This window comes from Maribacter sp. 6B07 (genome assembly GCF_002700155.1).
Taxonomy (GTDB): domain Bacteria; phylum Bacteroidota; class Bacteroidia; order Flavobacteriales; family Flavobacteriaceae; genus Maribacter; species Maribacter dokdonensis.
On sequence record NZ_PDUT01000001.1, the window covers coordinates 2,060,956 to 2,074,822 of the forward strand.

8 protein-coding genes are annotated in these 13,867 nt (G+C 36.9%); 1 reads left to right on the forward strand and 7 read right to left on the reverse strand.

All coding sequences use genetic code 11. From position 1 onward, the window contains the following. Positions 1-2: 2 nt before the first annotated feature. On the reverse strand, positions 3-7,658 hold the full coding sequence (locus tag CSC80_RS08670; protein WP_099191072.1) for a BspA family leucine-rich repeat surface protein: 7,656 nt from the start codon (positions 7,656-7,658) through the stop codon (positions 3-5). A gap of 236 nt (positions 7,659-7,894) precedes the next feature. On the opposite strand from CSC80_RS08670, the gene CSC80_RS08675 reads away from it, so the two are divergent. Further along, entirely contained in the window at positions 7,895-8,776 is an 882-nt protein-coding gene (locus CSC80_RS08675) for a YihY/virulence factor BrkB family protein (protein ID WP_074670124.1), read from the forward strand. Here the strand turns inward: CSC80_RS08675 and argH are convergent. From argH to proB, 6 genes are all read right to left on the reverse strand, one after another. After that, positions 8,769-10,049: an argininosuccinate lyase gene (gene argH, locus CSC80_RS08680; protein WP_071340433.1), complete on the reverse strand. Its 1,281-nt coding sequence runs from the start codon at positions 10,047-10,049 to the stop codon at positions 8,769-8,771. The genes CSC80_RS08675 and argH overlap by 8 nt on opposite strands. 62 nt (positions 10,050-10,111) lie before the next feature. Beyond that, complete coding sequence (locus CSC80_RS08685; RefSeq protein ID WP_099191074.1) at positions 10,112-11,185, reverse strand: M20 family metallo-hydrolase; 1,074 nt, start codon at positions 11,183-11,185, stop codon at positions 10,112-10,114. 1 nt (position 11,186) lies between these two features. Then, positions 11,187-11,966 (reverse strand): acetylglutamate kinase, encoded by a 780-nt coding sequence (gene argB / locus CSC80_RS08690; RefSeq protein ID WP_099191076.1) that lies wholly within the window; start codon positions 11,964-11,966, stop codon positions 11,187-11,189. Beyond that, positions 11,956-12,138, reverse strand: a complete 183-nt coding sequence (locus CSC80_RS08695) for a hypothetical protein (protein WP_058105011.1) — start codon at positions 12,136-12,138, stop codon at positions 11,956-11,958. The genes argB and CSC80_RS08695 overlap by 11 nt, the downstream gene beginning before the upstream one ends. Beyond that, complete coding sequence (locus tag CSC80_RS08700) at positions 12,128-13,069, reverse strand: acetylornithine carbamoyltransferase (RefSeq protein ID WP_180268591.1); 942 nt, start codon at positions 13,067-13,069, stop codon at positions 12,128-12,130. Before CSC80_RS08700 ends, CSC80_RS08695 begins: the two co-directional genes overlap by 11 nt. Beyond that, positions 13,066-13,833 carry a glutamate 5-kinase gene (gene proB / locus CSC80_RS08705; protein WP_091608706.1) on the reverse strand — a complete coding sequence of 256 codons (768 nt, stop codon included), beginning with the start codon at positions 13,831-13,833 and terminating at the stop codon, positions 13,066-13,068. The genes CSC80_RS08700 and proB overlap by 4 nt, the downstream gene beginning before the upstream one ends. Positions 13,834-13,867 lie beyond the last annotated feature (34 nt).

Consider the following 13,867-nt stretch of genomic DNA (forward strand, 5'->3'; position numbering starts at 1 on the left):
TTTTATCGCTTTAAAACAAGGAAGCCTTGTGTTTTTCTTAAAATGGTTTCACCATCAATTTCGATGTTAAAAAAGTAAGTACCAGTTGGCAATTGATCCGCACCTAATTTAGTGCTCATGTTAGCGATACCTGAAAATACGTTAGAGGCATTATCGTAATTTTTAATCTGAAACACCATGTCTCCCCATCGGTTATAGATGCTGACGACATTTTCTGGATAATACTCAATATGCTCTATATGCCAATACTCGTTTATTCCGTCACCATCGGGAGAAAAGCCATATTTAGTCTCATCTTCAGGTGTTAAAGTGGTAAAACTTTGTTGGTCGCAAGCCATAGCCTCCCCAACACTGTTGTAAGGGATAATGGTGACGTAAATTTCAGTATTGAACGGAAACTCTTCGCCATGGGTATATTGCGTAGCTAACCCCATATCTAAATTGTCAAGAATATCATTTGTATCCGGAGAGGTTCCAATAGATATCCGGTATCCATCTGTTTTATCGACATCTTCCCAAGTAATGGTGCTCTCTAGAGGAACATTGGTTTCGCCGTTTGCCGGACTCATTAGGGATGAGCAATTAGGAGCAATGATTTCTGTGGTGAAACTATCGTAGTTGCAACCAATGGCATCTCCAGAGGTGTTATAGGGGGTAATACTTACAAAAATCAAGGTTTCAGAAGGCAGGTCTTCATTTAATATGTAGCTGGTTAAAGATGCAACATCTTCATTGTTTACAATATCATTGCCGTTAGCGCTTGTACCTATGGAAATTCTATAACCATCTGCATCGTTAGAGGCATTCCATTCAATGTCAGCGGTTACAGCAACGTTATTTGTATTTTGTAAAGCACTGATCAAACTGGTACAAGAAGGTAATGGTCTAATGGTAAAGCTTTCTGCAGTACAACCTAAGGCATCACCTACTTCATTATAAGGTATAATGGTTACTGTAACGGTTTCTCCCTCGTTAAACTCATTAGGTAAAACGTATGAAGTATCTGTAATTTCTAAATTGGTTACGTTATTTTCTGTACTGTTATTTGAGGTTATGGTCAGTTTGTAACCATTGGCATTAGGTATGGTGTTCCATGAGATTTCATTAACTTCAGCCAACTCTGCTCCGTCTATTGGAGCTATTAAATTTGTACAATTTGGTATGGCCTTTATATTGAAACTTTCAGAGGAACATCCAATAGCTTCGCCGGCATTATTATAAGGTATTATAATTACCTCAACAGTTTCACCTTGTTCAAAATCGCTTGTAAAAGTATAGGTGTTACCAGTAGTAATATCTAGTTCGTTGATGTTATTCGCTGAACTTGTACTACCAGTTACCGAAAGCAGATAACCATCGGCTTCTGCAATTTCTGCCCATTCTAAATCGGTATTCACTGGCACATCTATATCGCCATTTGCTGGTAGAACTAGGGTAGTACATACAGGTAGGGCTTCTATGGTGAAGCTTTCTGTACTACAACCAATGGCGTTACCAGATTCGTTATATGGTGTTATGGTTACCGATACCGTTTCTCCCTGGTTAAAACTTTCTGAGAAGTCTAAAGTGGTGTTTGTGGTTTTTAAATCTGTCACATTATTAGTTGTACTTGAGCTTCCTGAAACGGTTACAAAGTATCCAATAGCATCTGTTACTGTATTCCAGGAGATTGAGGTGTTGGTCACAACTGCCATATCACCATTTGTTGGTTGTGTTAAGTTAGTACATGTAGGTACTGGTTTTATGGTAAATGTTTCTGTAGTACAGCCAGCTGCCTCACCAGAATTATTGTATGGTTTTATGGTTACGGTTACCGTTTCACCTTGTATAAAATCACTTGTAAAATCATAAGAAGTTGCGATAACATCAACCTCGTTTAGGTTGTTGTTAGTGCTTTCACTTGCGGTGACGGTTAATTTGTAGCCAGTAGCTCCGGTTACGGCATTCCAACTAATATCCGTATCGATATCGGCATCAAAAGTATTGTTCAATGGGGTAATTAGTGATGTACAGTTAGGTATTGGTGGTGGTACTATTGTAAACGATTCAGATGTACACCCTGAGGCTTCTCCGCTATCGTTGTAGGGTTTTATGGTAACAGTAACCGTTTCGCCTTGTATAAAATCATTGGAAAAATCAAAAGTTGTACCTGTTGTTATTTCAAAATCGGTCATATTGTTTGCGGTACTATTACTGGCAATTACGGTGACCCTATAACCATTTGAATTGGCAACAGCGTTCCATTCTATATTTGTGTCTACATCGATATTGGTAGCGCCATCTAAAGGAGCTATAAGGGTAGTGCATAAAGGTGGACCATCAGTAATAAAGGTTTCTTCCGTACAGCCAATAGCATCACCATTATCGTTGTAAGGGGTTACGGTTACGTAAATAGTAGTGCTTTCAGGCAAATTGGCAGTAAGATCGTAAGTAGTTACATTACCCACATCACCTGTAAAAATATCAGAACTTCCACTTGAAGTTCCAACCGATAATTTAAATCCTGTTGCTGAGGTTAATTCTGTCCAACTTAAATTAGTAGCTGGATCTACAGCGGATGCACCATTAATTGGAGCGGTTAATGTTGTACAAGATGGCGGACTGGTAGAATCTCCTGTAGTAAAGGTTTCTTCCATACAGCCTGTTGCATCACCTTCATCATTATATGGTATTATAGTTACGAAATGTAATCGTGCTTCTTGTAAATCAGCAGGAATATCATGGGTGGTTACATTGCCTACATCAATATTATTCACTATTTCAATACCCCCCGATGTGGTGCCAACAGTAACCAAATACCCTGTTGCGTTACTTATAGCTGTCCAGCTTAAATGGCTATCTATGGCAACATCTGTTGCTCCATTTAGTGGAGAAGTTAAATTGGTGCATGTTGGGGGTACCGGAATTATTTCGGTATGGAAACTTTCTTCGGTACAACTTGTAGCATCCCCTTCATCATTATAAGGAATTATAGTTACAAAAATATCACTATCCTCTGGTAAATCTGTTGTAAGGTCATATGTGGTAATATTTCCAACATCTTCAGCATTAAGAATATCGCTTGCGCCAGTAGAGGTGCCAACAGTAATTTTATAACCATCTGCGTTGGAAATTGGATTCCAACTTAGGTCTGTGGTTACGGCAACATCAGTTGCTCCATCTAAAGGCTCAATTAAAGTGGTACAATCTGGTATGGTTGCCGGATCATTTGATATGGTAAAACTTTCTTCGGTACAAGGACCAACAGCATCCCCTTCATCGTTAAAAGGAATTAAAGTTACATAAACCGTATCGCCTGTATTAAAATCTGAAGCAAATTCATATGATGTTTCATTGGTTATAGTTTCATTATTAACAATGTCATTGCCACCAGATGTTGTACCGACAGTTAATCTATATCCTTGTGCATATAGGGTATGTTCCCAAGTAATATTGGTATTTACCGGTACATCTGTATCGCCGTTTAATGGTGCGGTAAGTAGGGTACAGTCTGGAATAGGACAATCACGAACATCTTGATCAAATGTCCACCCAAAATTATCTATCATAGATTGTCTTTCTTCTTGGGCATCGCAATACGGTAAATCTTCTGCGCCAAGGGTAATTCCACTATTTAAAGTTTGTTCCGACCATGCAATTAAGGTGTTGTCGTAGTTTTCTCTAACCAAAGCCGTATGGTCTAGCATATCATTCATATTAGTAACATTACTAACATCCCATTCAGCTAAACTTTGGTTAAAAGCAATGGCATTATCAAACATAGCACGCATAGAAACATTTCCAGGGTTCCATAAATCCATAGGTTGGTTGTATGTAGATGCATTTCTGAACATATAATCCATGTTTTCAACTCCAGAAATACGCCAGTTGTTTATGTTTTGGTTAAAGGCGGTGGCACCACTGAACATTTCTTCCATAGTAATAACACCACGAACATTCCAGTCACTTATATTTTCATTAAATGCTGTTGCGCCTTTAAACATGTCTTCCATAGTAGTTACAGAAGCTACATTCCAAGAATTCATGGTTTGGTTATAACTGGTAGCGTCATTAAACATAGCTTGCATAGTAGTTACAAAAGAAACATCCCAAGGATCTATATTCTGGTTAAAAGCAGTTGCTCCACTAAACATTTCTTGCATGGTTAGAGCTTCGCCAGTATTCCAATTGGATAAAGGCTCATTAAAAACTAGGGCGTTTTTGAACATGGCTTCAAAATTGGTTACTACCGCAGTATTCCAGTTATTCAAATTTTGATTGAATACTGCAGCATCCTCAAACATAGACTCCATTAGTGTTACCGAACTAACGTTCCATGTATTTATAGGTTGGTTGAAGATTACGGCATCTTCGAACATAGAAGTCATATTTGCTACTGCACTAACATCCCAGTTTTCTAACTGTTGGTTAAATACTGCTGCACCACGAAACATACTGGACATGTTTACCACAGAGTTTACATCCCAACTGTTTAGTGGTTGGTCAAAACTTGAAGCATAGCTAAACATGGAAGACATATTGGTTACATTGGTTACATTCCAACTATCTATATTTTGATTAAAATTATCAGCACTACTGAACATGGCAACCATAGTGTTTACCCTATTGACATCCCAACTGTTTAAAGGTTGATTAAAAGCATCAGCACCATTAAACATAGAAGCCATATTGGTTACCGATGAAACATCCCAGCTATTTAGTGGTTCATTAAAGCTAGTAGCATAGTTGAACATAGAAGCCATATTAGTAACGTTGGTAACTTCCCAACTATGAATATCTTGATTAAAAAGTTCAGCATAATGGAACATTTCTTCCATATCAATTACATTAGCTACATTCCAATTGTTTAAAGGTTGGTCAAACGCATCTGTATAACTAAACATTTGGGATGTTTCGGTTACATTGCTTAAGTCCCAATTATTTAAAGGTTGGTTAAAAACAGTTGCTTGTCTGAACATTCTTGACATATTAGTTACACTGCCTGTATTCCAATTATTTATGTTCTGATTAAATTCACTAGCTCCAGAAAACATAAAATTCATGTTGGTTACATTACTTACATCCCAACTGTCTAATGGCTGATTGTAAACTGAGGCTACACCAAACATACCGTACATAGAAGTTACATTACTAACATCCCAGTCATTAATATTACCGTTAAATTTTCTACAAACAATGAACATACTAGACATGTCCGTAACATTGGAAAGGTTTGGAATATCCGTTGCGTTGTATTCCATGTTCTCACAGCCGGCAAAACCGTTGTTCATGCTTTCCCAAACCTGAGTTCCCCATTGATCTATGGATAAAAGTTTGTATGCATCACCGCTGGATTGATTGTGTCTAGGACTAGGAAAATTTCCAATTATACTTACTGTATAAATTCCTGGAGTTAAATAGGTATGTGTAATACCTCCAGTTACATTATTGTCATATTGCCCATCTCCCCAATCAATATTATAATCGTAAGTTAAACCAGATTGGGTTTGAATCATAAGTTGGTTAATTGGTGTCGTGGTTGTGCCTTCTTGCAAGGTAGTATCATAGGTTAGTTTAAATGCGTCTGGGCTATTTACCCAACTTTCCACCACGGTAAAACTAATTTCTTGGCATCCTACAGCATCCCCTTCACCATTATAAGGTACTACGGTAACATAAACGATATCTCCTGGGTCAAATTCGTTAGTGAAACTAATTCCTACTGTATTGCCAATATCTAGATTATTTGCTGGTGAACCATTTATATTAACATAGTTTCTTAAGCCACCTCTTTCTAATTCTAAGTAAATACGGTAGCCAGTAGCGTTTGGTGCTGGATCCCAACGAATATCACTATTTGCTGGTGTTGCTGTATCACTGGCGTGTGGCATAGTTATATCTGTACAAAGTACATAAGAACAGTTTACTACATCTCCTGATATTGTCCAACCATCATCATCTATTAAACTTTGTCTTTGGTTAAGGGCATCGCAATATTGTAGGTTTGTAGCACCTAGATTTATTCCGGAGTTTACAGTTTGCCCAGACCAACCAATTAAAGTATTATCATAATTTTCCTGCGATAAGCCACTATTTGACAACATATTTGTCATATTAGCTACAGAAGAAATATCCCAAACATCCAAGTTTTGGTTGAAACTGGTGGCAGAAGTAAACATACCGGACATATTGGTAATATTAGATGTATTCCAGCCCGTTATATCTTGATTAAAAGAACTTGCACGGTTAAACATATTTTGGAAACTAGTAACATTGCTGACGTTCCATAAATTTAATGGTTGATTGAAATTTGAAGCCCTATCAAACATTGATGAAATATTATCTACATTACTTATATTCCAATTGTTTAGAGGCTGATTGAATAATTGTGCCTGTTGGAACATTGTAGACATGTTTGTAACGTTACTCACATTCCAACCACTAAGATCTTGATTGAAAACATCTGTTTGTGAAAACATACCTTGCATATTGGTAACATTGCTTACATCCCAACCGTTAATATCTTGATTAAAACCAGAGTTATCTCTAAACATATAACTCATATCGGAAACATTACTTACGTTCCAATTATCTAAAGGGTAGTTATAAACTTGGTCCCAGTAATAACCATCGAACATTCCAGACATATCCGTAGCATTAGTTACGACCCAACTATTTAAAGGTTGATTAAATGTTCTATTTCTCTGAAACATATCAGAAAAATTAACAACAGAAGATACGTCCCAACTTGCTAAGGGTTGGTTATATTGAGCATGTCTGAACATGCCAGACATAGTAGTAACATTACTAACATTCCAATTATCAATAGGCTGATTAAAACCTGACCCATCAAACATAGCGGTCATATCTGTGACAATGCTAACATCCCAGTTATTTAAAGGTGTATTAAAGGCATTAGTGTATGCAAATGTTTGAGACATGTCAGTAACATTGCTAACATTCCAATTGTTTATATTTTGATTAAAACGTGCAGCCCCGCGGAACATTCCTTTCATAATGGTTACAGCACTAGTATTCCAATTATCTAATGGTTCATTAAATTGATTTGCACCATAAAAGGTTTCAGACATATCTGTAACGTTACTTGTATCCCATAAATCTAAAGGTCTATTAAAGGTGTTACAATTTGCAAAAGTTCCAGATAGATCAGTAATCGTACTTATATCCCAATCATTTACAATTCCATTGAATGAAGTTCCTCCTCTAAACATATTTTTCAATGAAGTTACTTGGGTTAAATCTGGCGAATCAATTAAATCAAAATTTAAGTTTTCACAGCCATAAAAAGCATTTTCCATTGTCTGCCATTGTATGGTGCCCCAAGCCAATATTTCAATGATTTTTAATTTGTCACTGGCATTGTCATCATTAAAATAGATAGATGGAAAAGTGCCGCTTATTTCAATTGTATAGGTACTTGGGTTTGCATAGGTATGGGTGATATTTCCAGTTATTCCAGTATCTGAAGACCCATCTCCCCAATCTACATTGTAATTATAAGTAGTGAATGCCGGATTTGTTGGTATGGTAACTTCATTGTTGAGTGAAGATCCAGTTTCGGTATTATTGGTATTCCAGATAGAAGTAAATGATTGTGAAAATAAGTTGGCACTTAATAGAAAAAGACAAAGGGCAATACTCTTTTTAAGTAATGACATGCTGGTTAGTTTGATCAAATGTGTTTTTCAAATATGCTCATGTATGTCAAATGTTAAAATTATTTGTTGTGAATACTAGTTAAATAGTTGTGTAATGGAATTCCTAACGGAAATACATTTAAATCAGGTAGTTGGTGTCTAGGCGATATTGCTAAAGAGATAGTATTTTCTTGGATAGCATTATTACAAAAAAGGTATCTGTGTTACATTTAATCATAGCGTAAATTCACTATTGAATGTCTACTGAAACTAAAAGCAAAATATCTAATTTTAAGTTATCCCATCTCCCTAAGTTATTACTGAAAACGTATCATGCTTGGATGGAAAAGGAGCCATTTCAGATTAGTGCTATTATAGCATATTATGCAATATTGTCATTGCCAGGTCTGCTTATTTTAATATTGGAATTAGTTGGCGGTATTTGGGGTAAGGAAATAGTTCAGGGAGAATTGTTCGCTGAAATTTCTTCTGCCATGGGACCAGAAACCGCACAATCTATTCAAGAGATGATCAAGGATCAAGGTAGTCAGCAAACTTCGTTAATTGCTACCCTTTTAGGGATCGGTGTGTTAATTTATGGTGCTACTGGAGTATTTTATCAATTACAGAACGCATTGAATGAAATTTGGGAGGCAAAACCTAAATACACAAATGAGTTTATTTCTACATTGTTTATGCGTTTAAAAGGTTTTGGTTTTATAATTATTATTGGCTTTTTATTATTGGTTAGTTTTGTGTTGACTTCTCTATTATCGGCGTTTTCAACGCAGCTCTCCAGACTTTTGCCAGATGGTATGTTAGAACTTGGGTTCGTTTTAGATCTAATATTATCACTTGGTTTTATCTACTTATTATTTGGGGCTATGTTCAAGTATTTGCCCAGTACTCATGTTCGTTGGAAAGCGGTTAAAGTAGGTGCCGCACTTACTGCTGTATTGTTTTTACTTGGTAAATATGCTTTGGCATTCTATTTTGGAAAAGCGGAACCCGGCTCTACCTATGGGGCGGCCGGGAGTATAATTTTGGTCATGCTTTGGGTGTCCTACTCTAGTTTAATAGTCACTTTTGGAGCGCAGTTTACCAAGATTTATTCTGATAAGTATGTGAAAATCAGTTGAGTTTTTTCATTTTATCATGAATCTCTTTTAAGCATAAATTACCTAGACTTCCTTCATGTGTATGATGAATATCTCTTTTTGGAGTAAAAGTACCTGCATTGATCTCTATACCCATTTTCTTGTAGGCATCTCTAAACGGCATACCGCTTTGTACCAACTCATTTAATGTATCCACACTAAACAAATAATCATATTTTGGGTCGTCTAGAATACTATCGTTCACTCTGATTTCCTTTAGGCTAAAAGTTAAAATCTCTAAACAAGCCTTCATATCTTGAATTGCCGGAACAATAATTTCTTTCACCAATTGCAAATCTCTATGATAACCACTAGGTAGATTATTGATGACCAATGTCAATTGATTAGGAATAGACTGTAGTTTGTTGCATTTGCCACGTACCAACTCAAACACATCGGGATTTTTCTTGTGTGGCATAATACTGGAACCCGTGGTTAACTCATCTGGAAAAGAGATGAAATCGAAATTCTGACTCATATACAAGCAAATATCCATGGCCATTTTAGATAGGGTAGCTGCAATGTTGGCAATACCAAAAGCGGTAGCTTTTTCAGCTTTTCCTCTACTCATTTGTGCTGCAACCACATTATATTTCATGGTTTCAAAACCCATTTCTTTGGTGGTAAAACTACGGTCTATAGCAAATGAACTACCGTAACCGGCAGCACTACCTAACGGATTTTGATCTGCAACTTTGTAGGCCGCTTCAATAAAATAAAGGTCATCTATTAAGCTTTCTGCATAGGCGGAAAACCATAGCCCAAAAGAAGATGGCATGGCAATCTGTAAGTGTGTGTAACCTGGTAGCATAACATCTTTATGCTCTTGTGCTTTTAACAAAAGAAGGTTGAAAAGCGATTTTGTCATCGCCTTTATTTCTGTCAATTCATCTTTTAGGTATAAATGCATGGCTACAAGAACTTGGTCGTTTCTGGAACGTGCAGTATGTATTTTTTTACCGGTATCTCCTAGACTTAGTGTCAGCATGTATTCAATTTTAGAATGCATGTCTTCAAAAGAATTTTCTATAGAAAATGTGCCTTTTTCTATTCGCGCGGCAATATTATCAAGTTCTTTTACAAGTTCAGCGGTTTCCTTGGGGGAAATCAATCCTATTTTACCCAGCATTTTTGCATGTGCCTTAGAGGCAATAACGTCGTATTTTGCTAAGTGTAAATCCAATTCTCTATCGTTGCCAACTGTAAAGTGATCGATTTTTTTATCGGTGCTAAATCCTTTATCCCAGAGTTTCATATGTTGTCAGTTATCAATTATCAATTAAGCAATGAACAATGTTTATTGGTAATTGGTTATTTTTAATTGTTGATTGAAAGGAAGCCTTTTAATAATTTAATATATAAATCTATACCTTCTTCAATTTCATGTACATAAATAAATTCGTTGGCAGAGTGGGAGCGTGTGCTGTCCCCAGGTCCTAATTTTAACGATTGGCAACTTAACGCTGCTTGATCAGATAATGTAGGTGAGCCATAAGTTGTTCTGCCCAAGGCAATACCAGATTGCACCAACGGATGGTCTTTATCTATTTTCGATGAATTTAAACGTAAAGATCGCTCCTTTAATTCGCATGGCGCATCCTTCTTTAATAAATCTGCAATTTCTTTATTGCTATATGCATCGTTTACACGTACATCCACTACTAAATCTACCTGTGCCGGTACCACATTATGTTGTTTGCCAGCATTTATTTGGGTAACCGTCATTTTTACATCGCCCAAGGCTTCAGAAGATTTTTCGAAAGAATAATTCTTGAACCATTCTAGAACTTTAATGGTGTTGTATATGGAATTATCATTGTTTGGATGTGCGGCGTGCGATGGAGTACCTTTAACAACAGCATCAAAAACCACCAATCCTTTTTCAGCAATAGCAAGTTGCATCAAAGTAGGTTCACCAACAATGGCTACATCTATATGTGGAAGTTTTGGCAATAAACCGCGCAAGCTATTTTCACCGGCATTCTCCTCTTCTGCAGAGGCGACCATTAAAATATTGTGATTAAGGTCTTCTGCATTATAATAGTTTACAAAAGTAGCCAAAAGGGAAACCAACGGTCCGCCAGCATCATTACTACCAAGGCCAAACAACTTGCCATCTTCAATGTGGGGCAAAAAAGGATCTTTGGTGTATGCCGTATTTGGTTTTACCGTATCGTGGTGCGAATTCAGTAATAATGTAGGTTTTGAGTCGTCCCAATATTTATTTTTAGCAATAATATTGTTGAGGTCTCTTTCCGTAGGTATGTCATATTTTGCCAGCCAAGCCTGTATTGCATCGGCTGTTTTATCTTCTTCTTTAGAAAAAGATTCTATTGATATGAGTTGCTTCAGTAATGCAATTGCACTTTCTGTAAGTTCTGTTTGGTTCATCTTAAAGTTTTATTGTCGTGAACAGTTCTGTGTTTTTATCTAACATGGTAACATCGCCCAGGCATACTTTTACTACGTTGTGGTTTAGGGCATGAAAGCAATTATGAAGTTTTGGCAACATTCCGTCAGCAATGATACCATCGGATAAAAGTGATTTATAGGTATTGGTATTAATGTCTTTAACTACGCTGTTTTCATCGGCAATATCCATTAAAACCCCCTTTTTCTCAAAACAATAATACAACGTAGTTTCAAAGGTAGGTGCCATGCCTATTGCAATTTCAGAGGCAATCGTATCTGCATTGGTATTCAATAACTGTCCGGCACCATCGTGCGATAAGGCACAGAAAATGGGTGTTAAATCCGCCGCTAAAAGCTTGGATAATAATGCAGCGTTTACACCATCAATATCGCCTACAAATCCGTAATCAATTTCTTTAACAGGACGTTTATGAGCCTGTATGCTATCACCGTCAGCACCGCTTAATCCAATTGCGTTGGTGTTTTTAGCTTGTAGTTGTGCAACTATTTTCTTGTTTGCCAAGCCGCCATACACCATGGTTATAATATCAACGGTTTCGCCATCGGTAATACGCCTGCCATCTATCATTTTAGACTCAATGCCAAGTTTGGTTGCTAATTGAGTGGCTAATTTTCCACCGCCATGGACTAAAATTTTTAAGCCTTCAAGTTTAGAAAAGGCAGTGAGAAAAACGTCTAGGGCGTTTTCGTCTTCTATTACATTACCACCAATTTTTACAACACTTAATTTATTTTTCATAATCTGCAAATTTGAACATGAGTACCATGGCGATTATTAGAATAATATTACTGACCGGACCCATATAGGCTTTCCAATGAGCGGTGCTATGGTCAATATCTACCATATTCATTACAAAAAGGATGAGGGCGAATAGCGCAATACCAATATAGATCCACTTATTAATTTTCATTGCTCTCCAGTATTTTCTTTAACACCAATTGTGCTGCGTAGGTTCTGTTATTTGCCTGTTCTATAACCAAAGACTGGTCACTATCCAAAACTTCATCGGCAACAACAACATTTCTACGAACAGGAAGACAGTGCATAAATTTTGCCTTGCCTAATTTTTTAAGTGTCATTTGCCAGTTTGGGTCCTGCGATTTTATTTGACCATAATCGGTATAGCTACTCCAGTTCTTTACATAAACAAAATCGGCATTTTCTAAAGCCTTCTCTTGGTCGTGCTCAATAGTACAATCTTTTGTGATGTTAGGGTCCAGTTCATAACCTTCAGGATGCGTAATCACAAAATCGGCATGTTGCTTTTGCATCATTTGTACAAATGAATTGGCAACGGCATGTGGTAGAGCCCTTGGGTGTGGCGCCCAAGAAAGAACAACCTTAGGGTTATTTTTAAAATTGTGTTCCTCTAAAGTAATGGCATCGGTTAATGCTTGTAATGGGTGCCCCACAGAGCTTTCCATATTTACGATAGGTACCGTAGCATATGTTTTAAAACCGTTGAGTACCTCTTCGGCTTCATCTAGTTCCTTATCTACTAAACCGGCAAAGGCACGGATGGCAATGATATCGCAATACTGCGAAATTACTTGGGCGGCCTCTTTAATATGTTCAGAAGTTCCTTGGTCCATAATGGTACCATCGGCATATTCCAAAGCCCAACCTTCGCTACCAAAATTCATTACAATAACTTCCATACCCAAATTTATTGCTGCTTTTTGGGTACTTAAACGTGTACGAAGCGAGTTGTTAAAGAATAACAACCCAATAGTTTTGTCTTTACCTAATTCCTTAAATTTTTTAGGTTGCTTTTTTAGTGTTATGGCTTCTTTTACCCAGTTGGATAAAACGTCTATATCGTTTATTGAAAGGTAATTCATGATGATGTTATTTTTGTAAATGTGCTTTTATTTTCAATGGCATCAATAATAAAGTTATCGTTCAGGCCATTGGTGATCCAGGTTTCAATACCTGCTTTTTGTGCAATGGTGGCTGCATCAATTTTTGACTGCATACCACCGGTACCGTGGGTAGATTTGGATTCCCCTATTTCTTTGAGCAATTTGGTCAGGTCTGAAACGGCTTCTATTGTTTTTGGTGTGGAAGTCGTTAAAGAGGATTTTGTATAAATACCATCTGTATTTGTAGCAATGATAAGAATGTCAGCAGATAAAAGCGATGCAGTTAAACCGGCCAATTTATCGTTATCACCAAATTTGATCTCATCAGTAGCAACGGTATCATTTTCATTAATGATAGGAATGAAGTTGTTGGCAACAAGAACATTAATGGTGTTTTTAATATTCGCTCTAGTTTGCTCATTTTCAAAATCGGAATAGGATAGCAAACATTGTGATGTAAAGAGCCCAAGCTCCCTAAAGTTTTCTTGAAAAATGCGCATTAGGTGAGGCTGACCAATAGATGCCAATGCCTGCTTTACATTAATTTCTTCTCCATTATGTTCCAACTTAACAAACTGCCTTGCAGCGGCAATGGCACCGGAACTCACAATAATAAATTCGAACTTATCTTTTAGAGCGGCAATTTGCCGACCAATATCCTCAATTTTTCCTCGGGAAATATGATCAGTGTCTTTGGTTAAGGTATTGGAACCTAATTTCAATAAAATTCTCTTTTTCAACATTTTAATATCGTTTATGTTAGGTGGAAATCTTATT